At 57.2% G+C, this 22,439-nt stretch carries 22 protein-coding genes; 12 read left to right on the top strand and 10 right to left on the bottom strand.

Annotation, left to right across the window (positions count from 1 at the left end; all coding sequences use genetic code 11):
* Positions 1–3: 3 nt before the first annotated feature.
* Complete coding sequence (locus tag AABA21_RS35640) at positions 4–735, bottom strand: HAD family hydrolase (RefSeq protein ID WP_338257558.1); 732 nt, start codon at positions 733–735, stop codon at positions 4–6.
* A gap of 661 nt (positions 736–1,396) precedes the next feature.
* Between AABA21_RS35640 and AABA21_RS35645 the strand changes: the two genes are divergently transcribed.
* Together AABA21_RS35645 and AABA21_RS35650 are read left to right on the top strand one after the other, a co-directional pair.
* Positions 1,397–2,077 (top strand): cation efflux transmembrane domain-containing protein, encoded by a 681-nt coding sequence (locus AABA21_RS35645; protein WP_338257559.1) that lies wholly within the window; start codon positions 1,397–1,399, stop codon positions 2,075–2,077.
* 161 nt (positions 2,078–2,238) lie between these two features.
* Positions 2,239–2,994, top strand: a complete 756-nt coding sequence (locus tag AABA21_RS35650) for a metallophosphoesterase family protein (protein ID WP_338257561.1) — start codon at positions 2,239–2,241, stop codon at positions 2,992–2,994.
* A 13-nt stretch (positions 2,995–3,007) separates the two neighbouring features.
* On the opposite strand, the gene AABA21_RS35655 is transcribed toward AABA21_RS35650, so the two are convergent.
* Positions 3,008–3,649 (bottom strand): DUF7002 family protein, encoded by a 642-nt coding sequence (locus AABA21_RS35655; protein WP_338257563.1) that lies wholly within the window; start codon positions 3,647–3,649, stop codon positions 3,008–3,010.
* A 36-nt stretch (positions 3,650–3,685) separates the two neighbouring features.
* Positions 3,686–4,066 (bottom strand): winged helix-turn-helix transcriptional regulator, encoded by a 381-nt coding sequence (locus tag AABA21_RS35660; RefSeq protein WP_338257565.1) that lies wholly within the window; start codon positions 4,064–4,066, stop codon positions 3,686–3,688.
* 154 nt (positions 4,067–4,220) lie between these two features.
* Here AABA21_RS35660 and AABA21_RS35665 point away from each other — a divergent pair, with 154 nt between their 5' ends.
* Both AABA21_RS35665 and AABA21_RS35670 read left to right on the top strand, forming a co-directional pair.
* Positions 4,221–5,051, top strand: coding sequence for an NIPSNAP family protein (locus AABA21_RS35665; RefSeq protein WP_338257567.1), 831 nt, complete (start codon positions 4,221–4,223; stop codon positions 5,049–5,051).
* 14 nt (positions 5,052–5,065) lie between these two features.
* Complete coding sequence (locus AABA21_RS35670; protein WP_338257569.1) at positions 5,066–5,506, top strand: TIGR03667 family PPOX class F420-dependent oxidoreductase; 441 nt, start codon at positions 5,066–5,068, stop codon at positions 5,504–5,506.
* A 147-nt stretch (positions 5,507–5,653) separates the two neighbouring features.
* Here AABA21_RS35670 and AABA21_RS35675 read toward each other — a convergent pair whose 3' ends face one another.
* Complete coding sequence (locus AABA21_RS35675) at positions 5,654–6,241, bottom strand: pyridoxamine 5'-phosphate oxidase family protein (RefSeq protein ID WP_338257571.1); 588 nt, start codon at positions 6,239–6,241, stop codon at positions 5,654–5,656.
* Between the two features lie 146 nt (positions 6,242–6,387).
* Complete coding sequence (locus tag AABA21_RS35680; RefSeq protein ID WP_338257572.1) at positions 6,388–7,002, bottom strand: TetR/AcrR family transcriptional regulator; 615 nt, start codon at positions 7,000–7,002, stop codon at positions 6,388–6,390.
* 201 nt (positions 7,003–7,203) lie between these two features.
* On the opposite strand from AABA21_RS35680, the gene AABA21_RS35685 reads away from it, so the two are divergent.
* Positions 7,204–7,665, top strand: a complete 462-nt coding sequence (locus AABA21_RS35685; protein WP_338257573.1) for a VOC family protein — start codon at positions 7,204–7,206, stop codon at positions 7,663–7,665.
* Positions 7,666–7,929: 264 nt separating this feature from the next.
* Here the strand turns inward: AABA21_RS35685 and AABA21_RS35690 are convergent, their stop codons facing one another.
* Together AABA21_RS35690 and AABA21_RS35695 are read right to left on the bottom strand one after the other, a co-directional pair.
* A complete protein-coding gene (locus AABA21_RS35690) occupies positions 7,930–9,981 on the bottom strand; it encodes a molybdopterin-containing oxidoreductase family protein (protein ID WP_338257574.1) in 2,052 nt (683 codons plus the stop codon).
* 539 nt (positions 9,982–10,520) lie between these two features.
* Positions 10,521–11,186 carry a hypothetical protein gene (locus AABA21_RS35695; protein ID WP_338257576.1) on the bottom strand — a complete coding sequence of 222 codons (666 nt, stop codon included), beginning with the start codon at positions 11,184–11,186 and terminating at the stop codon, positions 10,521–10,523.
* 457 nt (positions 11,187–11,643) lie between these two features.
* Here AABA21_RS35695 and AABA21_RS35700 point away from each other — a divergent pair, with 457 nt between their 5' ends.
* The 4 genes from AABA21_RS35700 (at position 11,644) to AABA21_RS35715 (ending at position 15,724) form a co-directional block, all read left to right on the top strand.
* A complete protein-coding gene (locus AABA21_RS35700) occupies positions 11,644–12,141 on the top strand; it encodes a MarR family winged helix-turn-helix transcriptional regulator (protein ID WP_338257578.1) in 498 nt (165 codons plus the stop codon).
* Positions 12,142–12,144: 3 nt separating this feature from the next.
* Positions 12,145–13,341 carry a macrolide family glycosyltransferase gene (locus tag AABA21_RS35705; protein ID WP_338257579.1) on the top strand — a complete coding sequence of 399 codons (1,197 nt, stop codon included), beginning with the start codon at positions 12,145–12,147 and terminating at the stop codon, positions 13,339–13,341.
* A gap of 371 nt (positions 13,342–13,712) precedes the next feature.
* Entirely contained in the window at positions 13,713–14,600 is an 888-nt protein-coding gene (locus AABA21_RS35710; protein WP_338257580.1) for a class I SAM-dependent methyltransferase, read from the top strand.
* 56 nt (positions 14,601–14,656) lie between these two features.
* Entirely contained in the window at positions 14,657–15,724 is a 1,068-nt protein-coding gene (locus tag AABA21_RS35715; RefSeq protein ID WP_338257581.1) for an alpha/beta hydrolase, read from the top strand.
* A gap of 122 nt (positions 15,725–15,846) precedes the next feature.
* On the opposite strand, the gene AABA21_RS35720 is transcribed toward AABA21_RS35715, so the two are convergent.
* Entirely contained in the window at positions 15,847–16,404 is a 558-nt protein-coding gene (locus tag AABA21_RS35720) for a dihydrofolate reductase family protein (protein WP_338257583.1), read from the bottom strand.
* A 210-nt stretch (positions 16,405–16,614) separates the two neighbouring features.
* Positions 16,615–17,460 (bottom strand): helix-turn-helix transcriptional regulator, encoded by an 846-nt coding sequence (locus tag AABA21_RS35725; protein WP_338257586.1) that lies wholly within the window; start codon positions 17,458–17,460, stop codon positions 16,615–16,617.
* Between the two features lie 180 nt (positions 17,461–17,640).
* On the opposite strand from AABA21_RS35725, the gene AABA21_RS35730 reads away from it, so the two are divergent.
* From AABA21_RS35730 to AABA21_RS35740, 3 genes are all read left to right on the top strand, one after another.
* The gene (locus AABA21_RS35730) at positions 17,641–18,567 is read left to right on the top strand and encodes an NADP-dependent oxidoreductase (protein ID WP_338257588.1); all 927 of its coding nucleotides are present in this window, start codon (positions 17,641–17,643) and stop codon (positions 18,565–18,567) included.
* Between the two features lie 76 nt (positions 18,568–18,643).
* Positions 18,644–19,816: a GDSL-type esterase/lipase family protein gene (locus AABA21_RS35735; RefSeq protein ID WP_338257589.1), complete on the top strand. Its 1,173-nt coding sequence runs from the start codon at positions 18,644–18,646 to the stop codon at positions 19,814–19,816.
* A 464-nt stretch (positions 19,817–20,280) separates the two neighbouring features.
* A complete protein-coding gene (locus AABA21_RS35740) occupies positions 20,281–21,132 on the top strand; it encodes a MerR family transcriptional regulator (protein ID WP_338257590.1) in 852 nt (283 codons plus the stop codon).
* 294 nt (positions 21,133–21,426) lie between these two features.
* On the opposite strand, the gene AABA21_RS35745 is transcribed toward AABA21_RS35740, so the two are convergent.
* Positions 21,427–22,419, bottom strand: coding sequence for an RNA polymerase sigma-70 factor (locus AABA21_RS35745; protein ID WP_338257591.1), 993 nt, complete (start codon positions 22,417–22,419; stop codon positions 21,427–21,429).
* Between the last annotated feature and the right edge of the window lie 20 nt (positions 22,420–22,439).

Below are 22,439 nucleotides of genomic sequence, written 5' to 3' on the forward strand. Positions count from 1 at the left end.
GCCTCAATCGAAGCGGTGCATCTGATCCGGCAGCTCGGCCAGGCTTGCCAGCTGCAGATCCGGCCGATACTTTTCAGGTGCTTTAGGACCAATCAACACGGTACGAGCGCCCAGCCGCGCCGCCTGGTCGATGCAGTCCGGCCGATCATCGACGATCAGCGCCTCTTCTGGCTCTATGCCAAGATCAGAGAAGACGCGTTCATAATAGCGAGGTGTGAGTTTGAACGTCTCGATCAGGTCCGGACCATACAGCTTGCCGAAGCATTCCCGCACCCCCATCCCCTCCAGATAATAGGCCAGCTCATTCGACGGCTCCCCCGACGCTGTATGCAGCGTATAGCCCTCATCGTAGAGCCGCCGAATGGCTTGCGCCGCGCCCGCAAACGCCGAGCGCACGCGCGGAATGATAAATGCGTTGGCCTGCTCGACCATCGCAATGCACTCCTCTTCCGCAGGACAGGAAATATTCAGCCGCGCGCACATCCCCTCCAACCAGTCCAGCCCATATTGACGATAGAAGCTGGCGTAATCAGACGCCGCCTCCAGCCGCCGTTGCCAGTTCTGCGCCTCAAACATCTGCTCCATCACACTCCGGTTCACCTCGGCCCACGCCTGCGCCGTCCCTCCCAGGCGTGGCGTAAAGAACTCGCCCACTAGTCGCCGCCACTGCGGTGCGCGCAGCGCATTGTCGTTCATCACCCCACCATCGTCCAGAAAAACAGTAACGCGACCCATACCTGAATCCCTCCATATGTTCGGACCTCGCGTCCGATTATCCTCTCAACGCAAGAAAACGTATCCCCATATTCAAACGCCCGCCCAACACGAAAATGCACCCCCGTATCGCACGTCCACCCAATATGAAAACGTATACCCTGTAGGCGGCCGTAGGTGCCGGGCTCGTCCTCAATACGTTCAACTTTAGAGTAGGTAAAAGGAAAAGAAACCACAGTACGTGCGGGGCTTGCCCCCGCTTTCCTTCCTCGCTGCTCGAAAAAGCAACAAACATGATACGACGCATCTTATTCAACCGTTCGTGATCGCTTTGAAGGTGCCTTTCTTTTTGGAAAGCAAGCAAGCGGGGGCAAGCCCCGCACGTACTGTGGTCTTTTCTCGTTTTGCACGAAATTAAAGTTGAACGTATTGAGGACGAGCCCGGCACCTACGGCCGCCTACGGGGTACATTTTTGTGTTATGGCAAGCAATTTTTATACCTTCTCATTTTAACGTCAAAAAATTCCGAGCCCCCTCTCCATTTAGGAAGAGCAGGTCTACAAATACAGCCTCCTTGACAGCGACGGTCTCCCATTTTATCCTATCTATAGTTATCATAAGCAAAAATGGACAGGAGATGCCTGCCCTCGCTCTATATATACGACAAGAGGTGGTATCTTTCATGGCTCGTTCTCTCTCTACATCATCAACGCCTGCTCGCCGCGATCAGGTGCGGTTGGGCATCGGTATTGAGCTGATTACCATTGGGTGGATGGTGATCGAGGCGGCGGTCGCCCTGACCACGGGCATCCTCTCACGCAGCGTTTCGCTGGAGGGTTTCGGCATCGATAGCATCATTGAGCTGATCGCCGGGGGCATCTTGCTGTGGCGCCTGCTCGTCGAGCAGCGCGGTGGATCGGAGGAGCGCGTCGAGCTGGCTGAGCGCCGGGCGTCCTGGGTGACCGCCCTGGGCCTGTTTGCCCTGGCAGCCTACATCGTGGTCGACAGCGTCTGGACCCTGCTGGCGCAGATCCATCCGGAGGCCTCCTGGTGGGGATTGGGACTCGCGCTGGCCGCCGCCATCATTATGCCGCTGCTGTGGCAGGGGAAGCTGCGCATCGCCCGGCGCATCGGTAGCGCCGCCCTCAAAGCGGACGCCGCCTGCAGCGTCACCTGCGCCTACATGTCGCTCGCTCTGCTGCTGGGCCTGCTCCTCAACCGCATCTTCGGCTGGTGGTGGGCCGATCCCCTGGCCGGACTCGCCCTCGTCTACTTTATTGTGCGCGAAGGCCGCGAAGCCTGGCACGAAGCCCGCACCGGCGAATCCTGTTCCTGCTGCTCCGACGACGAAGACGACTGCTAGCCTAGAGGCCCGCCCTCATATGCTCGGACCTCGCGCCCGATTTCTCTCGGCCGTTGGACCCTCTATGCTATAAGCATAGTTATCCCCTTTTGCTGTAGCGCGGCCATCTGCTATGGTGTCAGCATAGATAGAATTTATTGCAAGCAAGAGGAGAAACAGTCATGAAGATTGCGGCACTCTATGATATCCACGGCAACTTGCCCGCGCTGAATGCGGTACTCGCTGAGCTAGAGGAGGAGCACCCTGACCTGATCGTGGTGGGCGGCGATATCGTTTCGGGACCCATGCCTTCTCAGACATTGGAGCGTCTCGTCGCGCTCGGCGACCGCGTGCGCTTTATCCGAGGCAACGGTGATCGCGAGGTCGTTATGGCCTTCGACGGCCAGCCGTTGCGCCCCGCCATGTCAGAGGAAGGACGCGCGATCACAAGCTGGGTGGCTGGCCAGTTCACGCGCGACCAGCGCGATTTCCTGGCAGACCTCCCGGAGCAGATTACGCTCTCCATCTCCGGATTGGGTGATGTCCTGTTCTGCCACGCCACGCCGCGCAATGACGAAGAGATCTTCACCACCAACTCCCCGCAGGAGCGCCTGGCGACCATCTTCGCTGGTGTCCAGACGCCGACCGTGGTCTGCGGCCACACCCACGTCCAGTTTGATATTCCATTCGAGGGCCTGCGCATCATTAATTCTGGCAGCGTCGGCATGCCTTACGCCGACCAGCCCGGCGCCTACTGGCTCCTGCTCGATGAACAGGGACCCCACTTCCGCTCCACCCCCTACGACCTGCAGGCCGCCGCCCAAGCCATCGAAGCCAGTGGCTACCCTCAGGCCCACGAATTCGCCACCGAAAACGTCCTCACCGTCCCCACGGCCGCCGAAGCCATGGAGATCTTCGAACGCCTCGCCCACGATTGAGCGTCTCACCGCTCTAGGCTGGCGTGAACGGTTGGCCAGGGGCCAGATGCTGCACCCCGATAACGAATTGCATGATATCTGGGATCGATCCAACGACGGTTAGTTCTACAGGAGGATGCGACGATGGTCGTGGCGTGGTGCCTAAGTTTATGGCTTCACTGGCCCAGGCGGATGTGACCCAGGTCTCGTAGGGCACGAAGGTGGCCGCTCCCCGCCTGGCCGGTCGACGGCGCGCATTGCCGGTATTGATCGGGGTGACGGTAATCTGCCCGGCATAGGCCGCCACGAGCCTGTTCGCATCCACGGTCAGGACCACCTGCGGGCGGGCTTCGCAGGCGGCCCGGTGCCGATTGAGCCGCGCCGGGTCGAGCCAGAAAAAGACGCGGGCATTGATCAGAGCGTACCACTCGGATGGGGTGATGCCGATCAAGCAACTTGCCAGGGCCGCTGGTGGCATGGGCCGCTGATCTCGCAGTTGAACGCCGCCCGGTAGTTCGGTATGCGTCAGTCGCTGAAGCTTCTCCAGTCGTTCCCGGTCCTCTCCGATGATGTCCGCCTGATCCAGCAGTGTGCTGGCGCTATGCAGACCGTTCCGCTGGATCGCGGGCCAATTGGCGGCTTCAGCCATGTGGTAAATAGAGGTAAGCTGAACCATTATTTCTTTTCTGTATCTGCTTCCTTCACAGAGCTCTCAAGATGATTGTTCTTGCAGGGCAACGTCCTGTGCTTCTAGGTGCGATCGAATCTCCTGCTCATGTGTTTCTCCCCAGGTCGCGATGGCCGCGATCACCGGTTCGAGCGTCTTGCCAAAGGTGGAGAGTGTGTACTCGACTTTGGGGGGCACCACAGGATACACCTTGCGCGTAATCAATCCATCCGCTTCTAATTCGCGTAACTGCTGCGTGAGTATCTTATCGGTAATATCGGGTAACATCCTTTTAAACTGACCAAACCGCATGATCTGGTAGCGATACAATTTCCATAAAATGCGTGGCTTCCACTTGCCAGACATCAATGCCAGTCCAGCGTCGACTGGACACTGAAAGAAGCGGGCTTCTACATGTGTTCCCATACATACTTTCCTCCAGGAGAGTATCTACCTTTTTAGTGCGTTCTTGTGCTAACGATAGCGCAATGGTATTCTTGTGTCAAGCCAGCTGATTGCTAGCTATCACAGGGACGCGAGGCATCATTCGTCCTTGCCATCCTTGAAAGGATTGAGCGGAATGTCAAAAGAAACACAGACTGAAGCGCCGATAGAACTGGACACGAATGCGAGGCACGCTCCAGAGCAAGCCGAGGAGACATGGTGTCCTATTATAGAACTGCGCCAATATGTTCACCATCCGGGGAGACGCGATGAGTTCGCCACCTTATTTGATGACTATTTTATTGAGGAGCAAGAGCGCTATGGTGCGTTCATCCCCGGCCAATTTCGCGATCGCACCGACCCTGATCGCTTCGTCTGGTTGCGTGGGTTTGCCGATATGCAAACGCGACAGGCGGCGTTGCACGATTTCTACCATGTGAGTCCGCTCTGGCAGGAGTATCGGACGGCGGCCAACGACACGATCGATGATGTGAGCGACGTTTTCTTGCTCAGACCAGCACGCGTCTCCATTGGTTTTCACCTCGATCCGGCCAACCGCCCGACGAAGGACGCGCCCGAGGTGGCGAGAGGGATCATCAGCGCGACCATCTATGCTTTTGATGCAGCGGTTGATCAGCGCTTCGTGGATTTCTTTGCAAACACCATGGTGCCTCTCCTTCGTAAGGCAGGGGCGACGATTTTGGGATGCTTTGTGACCGAACCATCTGAAAACACCTATCCAGCTTTGCCCGTGCGCGAAGGGGAAAACGTCTTCGTCTGGTTCGCTTCGTTCGCGGATGAGACAGCTTTTAGCAGCTATCAGTCTGCTCTGGCACAAAGTCAAGCGTGGATCACCTCAATTGCCCCCGCCCTGCAGACGTGGGGAATTCGGCGAGAAGAAGCTTTGGAGCTGCTTCCAACAAGACGTTCGCTCTTGCGCCACCGCGCAGCAGCGCAAGAAATATAGAAGGATTTTCGAGCATGACCTTTCAATTTCCAGATGACAGCACGATCTTTGGACAGAGCGTCCGCTGGCGCGTGCATGAAGAATATCTCATATGGCTTACCACTGTGGATATGCGTGGGGTGCCTCAACCGACACCGGTCTGGTTCTGGTGGGATGAGGCGGCATCCAATTTCCTGGTCTATAGCCTGGCGAATGCCAGACGCCTGGATGTTGTGCGCCGCAATCCGCAGGTAGCGCTGCATTTTGATGGCTATGGGACCGGCTCTGGCATCATCGTGTTCACTGCCCATGCCGACATCAGTCCAGATGAAGTTCCCGCCGACCAACATCCGCAGTATCTGGCGAAATATCAGCACTGGATGACCAGCAAGTTTGGCTCGCCGGAACAGTTCGCGGCAGAGTATGCGGTGGCTCTGCGCATCACGCCAAGCAAGGTGCGAGGCTCACACTTCTAAGCTATGTGGTGAAGTGCACGAATCCCTATCGCGAGCGTCCCCTACGCCTGAGACGCTCCCCTATACATCCATAGACTCTCTAAATAGAAGGAAAAGCAGATATCTTCTTTACAAGCATGCCCGAATTCCTTGTGCCTGACAATTACCTCAATCTCTATTCTCGTTCAAGAGATCTTCTGGCAACCGAGGCCAGTCGTCGCTCTGGCCGGCCTGGTCGGCCCAGTTCTCTTTGCCGCTCCAGCTGTCGATCGCGATGGCGTAGACCGAGGTGCGCAGGAGCTCTGTGTCGGTGATCGGCCGATACTCACGACCAGGGGAGAACTGGGGAAAATACTTGTGGATCAGGCCGTCGAGGGCGTAGCGCCTCTCATCGCTATCCTCAAGGATCTGCAGGCGGCCATACACGATCACGCTGGCGTACTGGATCGAGAATTCGAGCGCGATATTCGAGGGCAGTAGGCGGCCGAACTCGCTGACCGCCAGGCAGACCTGCTGGTGCCGTTCGCTGTTGGCGCGCATCCGGCCTTTGCGATTGGAGTGGAAAAAGATTCTGTGCTGGTCTGGATCGTACCAGTACATGGTGGGATTGATAAACGGTTGCTCATCCCAGTGGGTGGCGACATAGGCCACCTGCCCCCGCAGCAGAAAGTCCCTTGTCCACTCATCATCACGGGCGTTCTGTGGGCGGCGCTGCTGATTGGCCGGCGTCTTCTCGGGGCTATAATCCTTTGGCATTTCTCCCTCTCTTATCTGTTTCGCTATCCGGGCAGCTACGCTAACTACAGCCTGCTCCCGGCCATCGTGGATAGATGAAGAACTCTATCCTACAAGACCTGTCCTCCGGATGCCAGAGCCAATTTCCGCCATCAGGCACATGCCATTCATTCTTTGAAGCCCAGCGCGTGGGGATAGCCGGAGAAGAGGAAGCGGCGAAACCAGGTGGCCATCTCGCGTGGAGTATAGGATGCTTCGCTCTCCAGCCACCATGTCAGCGTGCTGATCAGCAGGTTGGCGCTAAAGGCCAGCGCCACCTCGCGTGGCATCGCTTCCTGTCCCTTCTGCACGCCTGGCAGGCGGGTGCGCAGCCGTTCACGCTCCTCCATGACTGCCATCGTGTATTCGCGCATGCGCGTCGCGAACCACGTCGAGCCGTTCTTGCCCAGCAGCGCCCCGTACAGCCGCCTGTGCCGCGCCACGTGCTCAAAGAAGGCAACCCACGCGTCGGGCGGCTGCTCGCCATCGATATGATCAAGGCCCACACGCGGCGGGCCGATAGTGAGATTGAGCTCCTGAGCCGCCTCCTCGAAGATCTTCTCCACCAGGTCGTATTTGTCCAGGTAGTGACGATAGAAGGTGGCGCGATTGATCATGGCCCGCCGCGCCAGCTCACCGACCGTAATGCTCTCAAAGTGTTGCTCATTCAGCAGTTCAACCAGAGCCTCCCGCAGCAGCTTATGCGTGCGCCGCGCGCGCAGATTGTTGTCTGGATGCGTCATTTTTCCCTCCTGTGTCGCAGGTGCGACAGATCATCGCGTTTGTTGCTTGTGACATGTCATCGCTTGCTGCATACTCAGTATAGGCGACACAAAACGATATACACAACATCCTGTCGCACATACAACGCGAACTCGCTCCGTGTTCGGCCCTTGCGGCCGATGTGCGGCACATCACCATGTTTTATGAGGAGAACCAAAGAGATGACAACATCCACGCAACCCATTCCATGGCAGGGCATTGACCATCCGGCGCTGGCGACGCACGACCTTGATGAGACGATCCATTTCTACCGCGACGTGCTCGGCATGCAGGCGGGCGAGATCTACGAGGCCCGTGGCGGGAAGACCCGTCATTGCTTTATCAAGCCGGGCGCGACCCCGGCGCAGGGGCTGCACTTCTGGGAGATGCCGGGCGCCCAGCTACCGCCTCTACCAGAGTCTCTGGAGTGGCAGCGACCTGCGACCATCATGGCAGGTACTGTTTTTCATATAGCTTTCAGCCTGCCCAACGAGATGGCCGCGCAGGCGTTGCGTGAACGCCTGCGCCAGCACGATGCGCGCATGAGCGAGATCAGCGACCTCGGCCACCTGCGCAGCATGGTCTTCTTTGACAATAATCACCTGATGCTTGAGGCGATCTGGTCAATGGATGGCGAGCTTTAGCGTTGATGCGGCGTTCGCAGGGAACGACATCGTCTTTGGTGGGTAAGCGGGGGCAAGCCCCGATACGTTCAACGTAAGAGAATGTACAAAGAGAAAGAGAAGCAGTACGTGCGGGGCTTGCCCCGCTTCCCTGCTCGCCGCTCGAAAAAGCAGCAAGCAGAATGCGATGCACCGCATGCAACCGTTCCTGGTCGCTTTGAATAAGCTTTCCGCTTGGGGGACAAGCAAGCGGGGGCAAGCCCGAAGCCGGGGCAAGCCCGGCACCTACGATGGGACGACCTCGACCCAGGCGTCGTAGGCGGCCTGGCCGCCGGGGATGTTGGGGACGATGTCGTTGGCGTTCAGCGGGATCACCGGGGCGCCGCTGGTGACGCGGTTGACGCCGGACCAGCCGTCGCGCATCCAGACGGCGCCGGGGATGACGTCGGTGGTGACGTTGGCCTGTGCCGTGAACTGGCCGCGCTGGTTGCTGATGACGACGGTCGTGCCGCTCTCGATCTGGCGCTCTCTGGCATCTTGTGGATTGATCCATAGTTCGGGCGCTGGATTGACGCGCGCCAGCGTTGGCAGGGCCTGTCCCTCGTCGAAGAAGGAGTGGAAGGCCGTCAGCGTGCGTCCCTGGCTGAAGCGCAGGGGATATTGCGCGCCCGCCGGCGCCGTATACGTCGGCAGGGGAGGCAGGCCCACCTCCTGGGCTCGTTCGCTCCAGAACTCGATCTTCTGCGATGGCGTGTGGAACTGGTGGTCCTGGTAGGCGATGTGCGACAGGCCGTTCTTGGGCCAGTAGCCACCACGGCGGCGCATCTCCTCGACCGTCAGGGGCCGTCCATCCTCGGTCTTCTGCGCGGCCAGCACGGTGTTGAGGATCTCCTCGTCGTTCTTCCAGGGATAGATGTTGTCGATGCCGAGCTGCTCGCCCAGCTGGCGCAGGACGGTGGTCAGGGGACGGCACTCGCCCTCGGGCTGCAGCGCCTGCTCCATCAGGTAGATGTGCGTGCCCGTCTGCTTCATGCCGATCGTCTCCAGCCAGGCGGTGCCGGGCAGTACCAGGTCGGCGTAGCGCCGCGAGGTCTCGTTCATGAACAGGTCGTAGGAGACGATCAGCCGCGTGCGCTCCAGTCCGCGCGCCACGTCGTTGCTATCGGAGAACGATGAGAGCATGTTGCTGCCCATCAGCAGCAGGACGTCGAGCTGCCCGTTGACCAGCGCCTCGGCGATGCTCGTCATGTGGCTGGGGATCGCCTGCTCGGCCGGCAGTTTCTGCTTGATATCTGCCTGCACGTTGGCCAGCCCTACGCTCTCCGGTGAGGCGCCGTGGCGCTGTCCCAGGCCGCCGCCGGCGATGCCGAATTGCCCGGTCAGGGCGGGCAGGCAGGGGATGGCGCGGGCCGGCTCCCAGCCGTGCTGATGCTTGAAGATGGAACTGCCTCCGAGCACGATCATCGCCGGCTTCGCTGTGGCGTAGCGACGCGCCAACTCGCGGATGCGTTCCGGCTCGATGCTGGTGATCTCGCTGGCCCACTCCGGCGTATACTGCCGCACATGGTCGGCGAACGCCTCAAAGCCCAGCGTATGCCGCTCGACGAACTCCTGGTCGTGCAGCCCCTCCTCGATGATCACGTGCGCCAGGGCCAGGGCCAGGGCCGCGTCGCTGCCCGGCCGCAGCAGAATCACCTCGTCGGCCTGGCTGGAGACCTCCGTGCGCCGCGTATCGATCTGGACCACGTAGGCCCCGCGCTTGCGCGCCGCCACCAGCTGCGGACCCAGGTCCGGCTGACTGGCCAGGGTCGCGCCCCACAGCACGATCGTCTGCGAGTTCGCCGCCATATCCTCCTTGGTATGGGTCTTGAGCGCCCCCGTCAGGCCCAGGCCATAGCCGCCCATCGCCCAGCACACGATCGACGTATTCCAGTTCTGGAAGCCGCCGAGCATCCCAAAGCGCGTCAGCAGCGCTCCCGCCAGCGGACCCGACGTCCCGACGCCGTGGCCGCGCCACAGCCCCACCCGCTCCGGCCGCGTCTGCCGAATCGACTCCACGATCAGCGCATACGCCTCATCCCACGAACACGGCTCCCAGCGATCCTCGCCCCGCTCTCCCACCCGCCGCATCGGCTGGAGCAGTCGCTTCGGATTCTCAAAAATCTCCTTTGCCGCCCGGCCCCGCACGCACAAAAAGCCCCGGCTATCTGGATTCTCTGTATCCCCCTTCACCGAAATAACTCTATTCTCCTCCGGTGCCACCTCCACCTTCATCCCACACTGAGTTGGAACACAATTCATCGGACACATCGTCGTCACCACACGCCTGCCTACCATGGACGCGACCTCCCTCTATCTCATAATTTATATGTACATCAATTACACCACATGCTCAAGCATACCAGATCAATCATCTCCATTCAATGGAAAAATGCGGGTGCCGCGCAATCCTCATTAATCAAATTTGGAGAAATACGGGAATCAAATTTGGAGAAATACGGGTGCCCCACAACCTCCATCAATCAACTGGGAAATGCGGGTGCTGCGCGCAATCTCCATCAATCAAATTTTGCGAAATGTGGGCGCCGCGCGCAATCCTCATCAATCAACTGGGAAATGCGGGGCGCAATCTCCATCAATCAACTGGGAAATGCGGGGCGCAATCTCCATCAATCAACTGGGAAATGCGGGGCGCAATCTCCATCAATCAAATGGAAATGAGGAACGCGCAATCCTCATCAATCAATTTTGGAGAAATGTGGATGCTGCGCGTCAAGCGCAGCATCCACATTTCTCCAAAATAAAAAAGACTCGGGCGCGTCAGCGCCCGAGTCATCAACAGCCACCGCATAATTCCCATCACATGGGAATTATGCCTACAACCCTTGCCAGGCGTAGGTGGTGTCGGGTTTGGCGTCGGGAGAGTTATAGGCCAGCGTGACCAGCGTATGCGCCTTCAGCACGATGTTGTGGAAATCGCCGCTGTACGGCTTGCCATCAACATAAACCTGCCAGCCATCACCCTTATCGAGCTGATAGGGATACTGCAGGGTCGAGAAGCGCTGGCTCCACAACTGGGTGAATTGCCCCAGCGTATAGTCTTTCTGCGTTGGTGACTCGATGTGGATCACGCCGCTGGTGTCATGCGTATGCAGCCAGTAGATACAGGACTGATCGCTGGCAATGCCTATCCCCTGTGGCAGAGCCACCGGCTTCCCATCGATATAAATAGATAGATGGGCGTGAATATGATAGGCAAGCTGCTCCTGTGTGTCGCAGGATATACCATTCAACGGAGCATAAGGGCCTGAGCTAGAACTGCTGCTGGCCTGGCTACTGGAGCTACTGGCGGTTGTGCCGCCGAGGGGATGGTTGGCGAACCAGATAAAGGCGCCAACGATGACGACCACCAGTACGATCGAGCCGGTAATGATCATCTTGTTTCTACGCCTGGCTTTGAGCTGGCGCAGCCGCTCTGCTTCGCGGCGTTGTTGTTTCCCGGCGCGATCCTGCTTGACGCTCCGAGGTTGTGTCTTACTCATGCTTGTCCGTCTTTCGTAGGCAAATTAAAATACTGACATGTACTAATATTTTAAGGCGAAAAAGATCAAAAATGATCACTGTAATTGTAAAGAAATGGTAAAGTGGTCGCAAAATAGCCACTTTTCTGGTCGCACCGTGATCATCCTGGCTCTCATCGCCTTCTGCGCCAGATTCTATCAGGGCAGAAAAATGATACCACGCGGTGAGAAACGCGTATCCAAGCAATACGCACTTCTAAATATCCAGGGTGCAGAATGCTACCCTATTATTATACACTTAACTCTCTCTATCCGAAAGCTCCCTATGAGAATCGGGTACCATTCAAATTTTGCCAAAAGACAAGGTGACGTTTTGTGTTTTTATGCCATAATTTGTCATGAGGGCTTGCAATGATATATAATTTGGATGGCAAATGATTTGTGCTGCCAATTAAGGTTGAAAGTTTGAGGCATGGGTATGATGGAGAGAAATGTTGCTTCGGCGGATGCTTTGCGCAGGCTGTGCGGGACGGTGATGAAGACGGCGCGCCAGGAGCTGATGCAGCACCTGAGCGAGGCGGGCTCCGACCTGTCGCCGCACCAGTTTCTGGCGCTGATGAATGTCAGCGGACACACGCTGACGCTGGGCGAGTTGAGCCGCGCCATGGGACTCGATCCCTCGACGCTGGCGCCGACGGTCGAGGTGCTGGTGCGTAAAGGGCTGGTGCAGCGCGACCGCGACCCGCAGGATCGGCGGCGCACGCCGCTATCGGTGACCGAGGCGGGCGGCGCCCTGCTGGCGCAGGTGACGCGCCAGGATGAGCAGGGGCCGCTGCTCAACGGTTTGCAGGCGCTGGGCGAAGAGAAGTCCCACCAGCTTATTAACCTGCTGGAGGATCTGGTGGCCGCCATCCATCCCGCTTCCGAATCCGAGCCGACCCATCCCTGCCAGATGCCCGTGCATAAAGGACAATAAATAATGACGAAGTATGCTTTTTTGAATGTTCCCGCGTATGGACACGTTAATCCAACGCTGGCCGTGGCGCACGAGCTTGTCGAGCGCGGCGAGCAGGTGAGCTACTATCTGACCGAAGCGTTCCGCGCTACGATTGAGTCTACCGGCGCTACGTTCCAGCCCTACCAGATGGACGAGATGCGTCCGCCGCAGGGTCTGACGGCCAGTCCTAAGAACATCAACATATCCCATCTGCTGGGTATGCTGCTGCGCACAAGTACCATCATCCTGCCGCAGGTCTTGGAGCGGTTGCGCGTCGAGCGGCCGGACTGTATTATCTATGATTTTATGTGTCCCGCCGGCTACATGGCCGCCCAGATCCTGGGTATCCCGGCCATTAATCTGCGTCCCAGCTATGTGCCCTCGAAAGAGATGATGAGCCGTGGACCCCTGGCGCGGGCGCAGGCCTCCGGTCCCGAAATGGCCGCCCTGCAGGAGCAGTTGGACGCGCTGAGCGCCCGCTATGATCTCCCCTCTATGCGTCCGATGGATATCTGGACCCATCACGAGGAGCTGAACATCTGCTTTATCCCGCGTGCCTTTCAGCCCGGCGGGGACGTCATGGACGACAAGCGCTTCCTCTTTGTTGGCCCCTCTATCTTTATGCGCCAGGATGCGCCGGCGTTCGAGCTCAAGCGCGCCGAGGGCCAGCCCGTCCTCTACATCTCGCTGGGCACCGTCATGAACAACCGACCGGACTTCTTCCGCCTCTGCTTCGAGGCCTTCGCCGACCAGCCCTGGCACGTCGTGATGGCCCACGGCTCGCGCCTGGACCTGTCCGCGCTGGGACCCGTACCGGCCAACTTCCAGGTCGCCTCCTACTTGCCCCAGCTGGAGGTATTGCAGCAGACCAACGTCTTCATCACCCACGGCGGCATGAATAGCACCATGGAGAGCCTGTTCTACGGCGTCCCCCTGATCGTAGTGCCGCAGCAGCCCGAGCAGTTTATGACCGGTCAGCGCGTCAACGATCTGGGACTGGGCACCGCCCTCAAGACCGACGAGCTCAGTGTAGCCGTGCTGCGGCAGGCCGTCGAGCGCGTCAGCGGTGACGCCACCATCCGCGCCAACGTCGAGGCCATGCAGCAGACCGTACGCAGCAGCGGCAGCTACCGCCAGGCCGTCGACGCCATCATCCGCTTCGCCGCCACCCATCCATAGATTCGGGCCTTGCGTCCGATTTCCCCTCCACGCACGCCAAGGCCCGCCGCCGTAGATTCGTCGGCGGGCCTTGCGCCCGATTTCCCTTCCCCATCAACCCTGAAGCATAAAGAGTCACCATCCGCTGATCGGGATGGCTTTATGGTTTTTTTCGATATTCCTGCTCTCTTCCTCTTATAAGCAATGGTTTGTCTATGAATAATGTATGCATGCATCCTATAAAAAGTTCAATGTATATAAATAGCAATAAAATTAGCCATAAAAAATATATGAAGATAAGCGAGATTAATCAAACATATATTGATAATAGGATAGAAAGAACGTATACTAAGCAAATAGTCATATAAATATGCGAAAGGAGAGAAAATCCTATGTCTTCTGATCCTCCAATGCACTCCGATAGCGCCAATACGTACATTCTCGATCCTGAAAGTGTGGCTGAAATGGCTCGCTTGATTGAGCTTGATAACATGACCACAAAGAACATGGGCGACTTCTTGAATGAACTGATCGACCTGCCAGATGAAGCAAAAGTGCTCGATATCGCCTGTGGGCCTGGTGGCTGGGCTCTTGATATGGCTTTCAATTATCCAGATATGGAAGTAATCGGCATCGATATCAGCCAGACGATGGTTGCTTATGCAAATGCAAGAGCAAGCTCACAAGGCATTCGAAATGTCTCCTTTGGTGTCATGGATACGACACAGACCCTCGATTTTTCTGACCATTCGTTTGACCTGGTCAATGGGCGCTTGCTCAGCTCATTTCTACATAGGGATGTATGGATGCAGCTTCTGCAGGAATGCCGGCGCATCCTACGGCCAGGAGGGATACTGCGCATTACGGAAACCGATAACGGTGGCGTTACCAACAGCCCGGCATTCGATCAATTGAATACGCTTCTATTTCAGACCATGCACAACGCAGGATATGGATTTTCTCCCCATGGAGCGACACTTGGTATTACACCAATGCTCGAACGCTTATTTTCCCAGGCTGGCTATACCCACATTCACTCCCAGGCCCACTCGGTCAATTTTTCCAGTGACGCCGAGGCCTGGAGTAACTTCTATAAGAATGCAGAAGTTGTCTTTGATGGAGCATTGCCTCTGCTGCAGCGGGCAAATCCGAAATCTGCGGAAGAGCTCACATCCCTGTATCAGCGTATGCTCACCGAGATGCAACAACCGGATTTTTGTGGCAGGTGGTATTTACTGTCGGTGTGGGGAACAACTCCGGAGTTTGTTACTCTATCCTAGAAGCTCTACCCGCCCGGCAATATAAATAAATGCTAGCAACATAAAGGAGTTTTTTTATGGCACTTCATCAGCGTGCTGTACTTCTCTTTCTGTTGGTAATACTTATGCTATCTGGCACGGCTCTGGGGCCGCGTTCGGCACACGCGGCCACACAGGCAGGGACGTGCCAGTCATTCAATGTACCGGTTACGCTTGACAATATCCTGTCTACTCCCGTTACTATCTATGGCGAGCTCTGCAATCCTGCTGGTGGTCCGAGCCACACTGTCCAATTACTCGTCCCAGGTGGAACCTACGGACATATTTATTGGAACTTTCCTTACCAGCCCCAGAACTATTCCTACGTCCAGGCTCTCACCGCCGCGGGATACAGCACCTTTAACATCGACCGCATTGGCACAGGGAGAAGTTCGCATCCACCCATTGGCCTGTTAACCGTCTCTATGGGTACCAATGCCTATGTCGTCCATCAGGTAGTTCATGCCTTACGCAACGGAAACATCGGCAACCATTCGTTTAATCGGGTACTGTTGGTCGGTCATTCTCTCGGCTCAGTCACCTGCTGGATAGAAGCGGGCACCTACCATGACGTTGATGGAGTCATCATTACAGGGCTGCTGCATCACCTTAATGCGACAACCCTTGCTGGAGTCGTGGCCACACTTTACCCTGCAACTCTAGATCAACGTTTCGCGTATCAATTGCTCAATGTGAATTATGCAGGCTACCTGACAACGGAACCAGGAACACGAGGAAAGGACTTTTATTACGTGCCCGGCACCGATCCCAATGTTCTGCAGATCGATGAGGCGACGAAGGAGACCGCAACACCCGGAGAGTTCGCCAGCTTCGCAATACCAATTGCAGACGGGATTTCGTTACAGATCGACGTGCCCGTGCTTGTGGCGGTCGGGCAGAAAGATGCTTTGTTTTGTGGCCTTGCCGCGACAGACTGCACCAGTGCGGCCACAATTCAGCGGGCCGAAGCACCATTTTATTCACCTAAGGCCCAACTGCAGGTGGCAGCCATTCCTGAAGCAGGCCATGATATTAACCTGCATAAGACGGCTCCCCTCTGGTTAGCGACCGCCAGAGCATGGACCAGCCAGCACTTTGCCCCTTGAAGCGGCGCTATACTACCAGTCAGTTTGCGCAGAGGACTGCACTCATGAACGGGTGAAAGAAAGGGGTGTCCGCAGAAAATGACGGACACCCTTTCTTTCACCCGTTATTTTTCATCACTTTTTCAAATAGGCTGGTAGGTCAATCTTACGACGCCGTTACCAAACGTCTTTGTTTCTATCTGTTTGAGGTTGACCTTCTCCTTGAGTAATGGTGCTCCACTGCCGACAAAAACGGGATGGACATACAGAACATATTCATCAATGAGGCCAGCCTTCGCAAAACTCTGAACAAGGCTGGCACTTCCAATAATCATCATATCCCTGCCAGGCAGCTGTTTGAGTTTTTGCACCTCTTCCACAGCATGCTCTTTGACCACGCTTGCATTATTATAGGAGCCCCAGGGAGCGCTTTCCAGTGTTTTAGAAAAGACCAGTTTGGGTTTCGGATTGATATGGTCAGCTAAGAACGGTTCCTCCGCCTTTGTCTTCTCTGGCCAGTAACTAACCACGCCGTGATAGGTGACCCGCCCCAATAAAAAGGTGTCTATCGACTGTTGGCCTTCACCCAATGCTTGCGCGATTTCATCCGTGTAGATCTTTTCCACCCAATCCATCTCAAGGCCAGGACCTGAAACGAAGCCATCAAGAGTCATAAACTCGACTGCAATGATCTTTCTCATGTGGATTTCTTTCTTTCCAGCGTTCTCTCCAGAACGCCGAATATACGACGATACAAGGATGTTATTCTGTCAGCTCCAGGTAAATTCGGTCATCGGCGCTCTCGCTGCCCAGAAATGCTATATCTGTTCGTCATCCACTGAGAAAAAGGTCAATGATAGTCCCTATCAGAGCCAGATGAGAATGATGCTGTCCATCCTCAATGCCCTCGATTACTCACAGGAGAGGAGCCGCTCGATTTTCTCGGCGGTCCCAGAATTGCTGCGAGGCGAGTAGATCAGGAGACGCAGATCACTGGAATCGACCGGCTGGAGCAAGAAAAAATCAAGGGTCAGTTCTCCTACCAGCGGATGATGTATGGACTTCCATCCTTCCGGCCTGTTGAGCACATCGTGACGGCTCCATAATTCCCGAAATGCTGGACTGATCCGAGAGAGCTCCGCGATCTGGACGCTCCACCAGGGATCGTTGATGAAACGACCATAGCCAGCGCGAAATTGTGCCAGGAATACTCGCGCTAATTTCTCCCATTCCTCGTTCTCTTCCTGCAACACAGGAGGCGTGAATAGTCTCCAGATCATGTTGCGCGCTCGCTCAGACTGCGTGGAGCAGTCACCAAAGACGACGCGAAAGGCGGTATTCCCCTCCACTATATTCAAGCGAGCGTCAATCACACACGCAGGGGTTGCTCCAAGCTGCTGGAGAAATTGTTGAATGCTCGGGTTGATCGGCATTGGCGCAAACGTCTCGACGGGAGGTGGCTGTCTGAGCGCCAGGAAAAATAGGTGAGTGCGTTCATCGGCATCCAGTTGTAGGACGCTTGCCAGACTTTCTAACAATTGTACGGAGACGTGAATATCTCGTCCCTGTTCAAGCCTGCTGTACCACTCGGGGGTGACTCCGGCGAGCAGGGCTACTTCCGCCCTCCGCAAGCCCGGTGTACGCCTGCGCGTCCCTCGCGGTAATCCCACCTGTTCTGGCAAGATGCGCGCGCGACGATTGCGCAGGAACGCGGCTAATTCGTGATGACGATCCAACTCCAACTGATTCATAGCCATGAAGCCTACTCCACTCAGTGCTGTGACCGGAAACAGGAACTGTTAGTTCCTGAATAAACTCGTATCTCGTTAAAACCTGTTCCCTATTATACACTCCTGATAGATGAAGTACATGGGCTCATCGTAGAATACCAGACGTCTGTTCGCTCATGAACAGTGCTCAAGAAATCGAGGAAAAGCATGAAGGCAATTGTTCTCCACGAGTACGGCCCCGCGTCGAATCTCACCTATGAAGACGTTGAAGATCCCAAACCAGCTACAGGAGAGGTGCTTGTGCGCGTCTCGGCCACCAGCATCAACCCTGCTGATTGGTTGGTACGCGCGGGCGCGGTCAAGGACATCATTCCGATAGCGTTCCCCTATATCCCCGGCTGCGACCTTGCTGGCACCGTTGTCGAGGTAGGCGGGGGCGTCACCAGTTTCAAGATCGGCGACCGCGTTATGGCGATGGCTCTGCATACCTACGCCGAACTCTGTGTTGTCAAAGCCAGCAATCTCGTCAAGATTCCTACTGGTCTGGAGATGACTACCGCGACCGCGCTGCCACTGGTCACCGTCACAGGTGATACGCTGATACGGCTTGGCGCCAACGTCCAACCCGGTCAGACCGCCCTCATCACCGGGGCGTTAGGCTCTGTCGGCCGCTCAGCGGTCTTCGCGGCAGCGCAGATCGGAGCCCGGGTCATCGCTGGCGTTCGCGGCAAGCGACTTGACGAAGCCCGGCAACTTCCCGGCGTGAGCGAGGCCATCGCCATCGATGATGACGCAGAGATTGATAAGCTCGCTCCACTCGATTGCGTCGCCGATACCGTTGGTGGGAAAATCGCTGACAGGTTGCTAGCCAGGGTCAAGGAAGGTGGCACGTATGGGTGTTTCCCCAAACAGAATCCGCAGAACGCCGCGCTTTATCCTACCGTCCACGTCAATATCGTCTTTGGGCAAGGCGATCCCGCGACCATCGCTGCGCAGATCTTGCGCTATGCAGAGGCGGTACGCGACGGCAAGTTGACGATTCCCATTGAGCGTATCATGCCGCTTGCTGATGCCGCCGAAGCTCAGGGGATCGCTGAAAAGGGCGGTGTCGCCAAGATCATCCTCAGCGCCTGAACACGAGGTTATGGAAGGAGCGTGGTAGAGTATTTATATTGAAGAAGAATGATTTTGTGAAAGGATGACGCTCTGTATGACGAATAGAGCAACCTCGGGCCAGGTGAATTGGGTGGGGGCCTGGTATGCGGCGCCCTCCCGCATGTTATCAGCCAGCTTGAGCGGCCGTACCCTGCGGCAGATTGTCCACCTGCACGCGGGTGGAACACAGCTTCGCCTGCGGCTGTCCAATCGATATGGAGATGCGCCAGTGACACTCTCATCTCTTTCTGTCGGACCGGTCCTTCAGGGTCCGGTCCTTTCCTCAGGAACGCAGGCCGTGCGGTTCGCGGGGCAGGAGAGTGTCACCCTGGCGCCAGGTCAGGATGTGGTGAGTGATCCAGTAACCTTACGGGTGGAAGCGTTTAGCGATCTGGCCATCACCTTTTTTGTGGCCGAGGGAGAATGCCTGACGGGTCACATGGGGGCGCAACAGACCTCATATGTCTCAGGAACCTCTGACGTGTCTGCCGCCCCGGCGGAAACCACGTTTCTGGTCTATCCTTTGCAGACCACGTCCTGGTGGCTGATTACAGGCATTGACGTGGTCCCATCCGCTCCACTCAATGCCGTCGTGACCTTTGGCTCTTCCACCACCGATGGGACTGGCTCAACACTGAATGCCAACCGGCGCTGGCCGGATTACCTGGCGCGCCGCCTGCGAGATGCCGGGGGGACACGCCTTATGTCGGTCTTGAATGCCGGCCTTGGTGGCAACCAGCTCACCTCTTCCGAGATCCTGGACGCCGGGGAAGCTGGCATCCCGCCGTTCTTGTTCGGAGAAGCGGGACGCACACGGCTGGCCTGGGACGTGCTCGCGCAAGCAGGGGCAACGGACCTGATTCTCCATATCGGCTCGAATGATCTGCGTTTTGGGGTGGCAGGAGCAACGCTGATTGAGACATTCCAGCAGGTGGCAAGGCAGGCTCGACAGACCTATCAACGCGTGTTTGGCACGACGATTCTGCCTGGTGGCTATCCACCTGAGCAAGTGGCGCAACGCCAGCTGGTCAATACCTGGCTGCGCGAGCAGGGGAACCAGTGGTTTGATGCCATCTTTGATCTGGCCGCGCCCCTGGCGTCCGCTGATAACGAGGCCATTATCCGCCAGGAATGCGACAGCGGAGATGGTATCCATCCCAATGATGAAGGCTATCGACGGATGGCCGCAGCCATCGATATTACCCGGCTCACAGGCAGCCCAGCGTAGGTTCGGCCCTGGCGGCCAATACACTCAATGTAAAATTATGCAAAACGAGAAACAACCATAGTACGTGCGGGACTTGCCCCCGCTTCTTTGCGTCCCAAAAGGAAAGGCCTCCTCAAAGCGATCAAGGACGGTTGCATGGGATGCACCGCACCCTGTTGGTTGCTTTTGCGAGCGGCGAGGAAACAAGCGGGGGCAAGCCCCGCACGTACTGTGGTTGTTTTTCCTGTTGCTTGCCCTAAAGTTGAACGTATTGGCCTTTGAGGCCGATTTCTGTCATAAACACACGCATGACATAGTGATGAAATTGTGCGATTATTTGAGGTGATCTCTGAGAGAGAAAAAGGAAGTGGATGCACCATGGAACGTGGCATCCTGTTTTTTGTTGCGCCCAAAAATTAGGGGATAAAGGGCTTGCGTATGACGTAACGTCATACCCTATACTCGTGGTTGAAAGGAGGTAGCATTTGGATCAACACTCACAGCAGCGGCGGCGCTATAGCACCAGTCAGTTCGCGCAGAGGGCCGCGGTAACCGCGCGTACGCTGCGCTTCTATGACAAGGTGGGCCTGCTCTCGCCCTCGCAGCACACAGAAGCGGGCCACAGGCTCTACTCGGATGATGACCTGGTCAACCTGCAGCAGATCCTGTCCCTGAAGTTTCTCGGCTTCTCCCTCGATGAGATCAAGGCGTGCCTGCAGGAGGACCCACGGCGGCTGCGAGAGACGCTGGCCGCGCAGAAGGCCATGATGCGCGAGAAGCGCAGGCAGCTGGAAACAATCATCCAGGCCATCGAGAAGGCCGAGACGCTGCTGGAGGAGGCTCCCGCCGGTTGGGATGCCCTCGTCGATGTGATCCAGGTGATGCAGATGGAACAGAGCAACAAAGATTGGGTCAACAAGTACCTGACCCCCGAACAGCAGCAGAAGATGTCCGAGCTCTCTCGGAATTCCTATAGTCAAGAAGCAGCGGCAAAGATCGCCGAGTGGAGCAAGAGCTGGACCGAGGAAGATCAGCAGCGCGCCAACCAGCAGTGGGACGCGGTCTTCAGCGAGCTGCGGCGCCTGCTGGCCGAGGGGGCCGATCCCACCGGACCCGAGGGACAGGCCCTGGCGCGCCAGCAGCAGGATCTGATCGGCCAGTTTACACGTGGCGACGCCGAGGTGTGCGCCGGCCTCCAGCAATGGTGGAAGAACCACGAACAGCTGCCCGAGCACGAGCGACCCATCAGCGCCTACAGCTATAGCCCCGAAGAGTGGGCCTTCATGCAGCAGGCCATCGACCATTACAAACAACAATCGTCGTTGTCGTCATCGTAGGTGCCGGGCTCGCCCCGGCTTGCGCAGTGACCCCGTACCTTCACGATATAGCCTCTCGTGTATGTTCAACTTGAGAGCAAGCAACAAGAAAAGAGACAAAAGTACGTGCGGGGCTTGCCCCCGCTTTGCTTCCTCGCCGCTCGCAAAAGCAACGAGCATGATGCGATGCATCGCAGGCAACCGTATCTGGTCGCTCTCAAGGAACCTTTCCTTTTGGGGGGCAAGCAAAGCGGGGGTAAGCAAAGCGGGGGCAAGCCCCGCACGTACTGCGATATTTTCTTGTTTTGCATGATATTAAGGGGCTTGCTCCCGCTTTGGAACGAGGGGCGGGATGTGGCGCAGCTTTTCGGGATTGACGATGATGTCGATCTCGCGCACCTGGCTGTCGCTGCACGAGAACACCATGGCGAGGACGGCCAGACCTTTGTCTGCCGCCTGTTGATACCACTGCTCCTGATCCAGCAGGATGGGGGACCATCTGTCATCAGGTCTCTCCTGCAGATAGGCGACCAGGCCCGGCTGACCATTGATCAGCGTCGGCTGTATCGTCGCCTTGACATGCTGCCACACCTTCTGCTGCAGGCCGAGCAGGTAGCGTGCCACGCGTTCTGACCCATACAGCGGATTGAGCGCGGCCCTGACTTTGCCGCCGCCGTCGGCGTTGAGCACGATCTCGTCTGACAGTGTGTGCAGCAGTCCGTCCATATCGCCGTTGAGGTATGCCTGCAGGAACTGCGCGAAGACCTGTTGCTGCTGCTCATGAGAGGGCGCCTGAGCCAGCTTGTCGTCGGTGGGTAGATGTCTGCGCGCCCGGTGCATGACCTGGCGGCAGTTCTCCGCGCTCTTGCCCACGATCTCCGCGATCTCCGCGTAGTCATAGTCGAAGACCTGGCGCAGCAGGAAGACCGCCCGCTCGATTGGCGACAGGCGTTCCAGCAGCAGCAGAAAGGCCATGGAGAGGGACTCGCCCAGCTCCGAGAGGGTTGATGGATCTGTGGTTTTAGTCTCGATCAGCGGCTCCGGCAGCCAGAGACCGGTGTACGTCTCGCGCTGCGCCTGTGCGGAACGGAGCCGATCGATGCAGCGGCGCGTCACCAGCGTGCAGAGGTAGGCTTTGGGATTTTCTATCTCCTCCTTCGGCTCACGCGCATACCATTGCAGGAATGCCTCCTGCACGCAGTCCTCGGCATCCATCACGCTGCCCAGCATGCGATAGGCGATGGAAAAGAGGAGCGACCTATACTGCTGGAAGATCTTTTCCTGTTGCGCGTATGATGTGTTGTCCATGAATAAAACGTCCCTCTGGC

The sequence above is a fragment of the Dictyobacter halimunensis genome (assembly GCF_036245075.1).